Raw genomic sequence first — 723 nt, 5'->3', positions numbered from 1 at the left:
GTGTCGGTGTACGGGGTGGTGCTGGCCGGGTGGTCGTCGCGCTCGCCGTACGCGCTGCTGGGCGGGCTGCGCTCGGCGGCCCAGGTGGTCTCCTACGAGATCGCGATGGGCCTGTCGTTCGTGGCGATCTTCCTGTTCGCCGGCACCCTGTCGACCTCCGAGATCGTCAAGGCGCAGGAGCAGACCTGGTTCGCGGTGCTGCTCATCCCGTCCTTCCTGGTCTACGTGATCTGCATGTTCGGCGAGGCCGCGCGCATCCCGTTCGACCTGCCCGAGGGCGAGGGCGAGCTGGTCGGCGGCTTCCAGACCGAGTACTCCTCGTCGCTGAAGTTCGCCCTCATCATGATGGGCGAGTACCTGCACACCTTCACCGCCTCCGGCATCGCGGTCACCCTGTTTTTGGGCGGCTGGCGGGCGCCGTTCCCGATCTCGCTGTGGGACGGCGCGAACCAGGGCTGGTGGCCGGTGCTGTGGTTCTTCATCAAGTTCGTGCTCACCTTCTGCTTCATCGTGTGGGTGCGCGCCTCGCTGCCGCGGGTGCGCTACGACCAGCTCATGTCGCTGGGCTGGAAGGTGCTGATCCCGGTCAACCTGGCCTGGATCCTGCTGGTGGCCGCGGTGCGCAACGTCGTGGTCAACGACGGCAACCGCACGCTCGGCATCGGCCTCGGCGTGGTCATCGTGATCGGCGCGCTGGCCATCTGGATGCGCTTCGACACCGTC

General features: G+C 67.4%; 1 protein-coding gene. It reads left to right on the top strand.

The genetic code is table 11. The features are described 5' to 3' along the window. On the top strand, window positions 1-723 hold a 723-nt coding region (locus HCN51_RS57775), incomplete at both ends, for a complex I subunit 1/NuoH family protein (RefSeq protein WP_206069133.1).

This window comes from Nonomuraea composti (assembly GCF_012034275.1).
GTDB lineage: Bacteria > Actinomycetota > Actinomycetes > Streptosporangiales > Streptosporangiaceae > Nonomuraea > Nonomuraea composti.
This window is presented reverse-complemented; position numbering and strand designations above follow the sequence as displayed.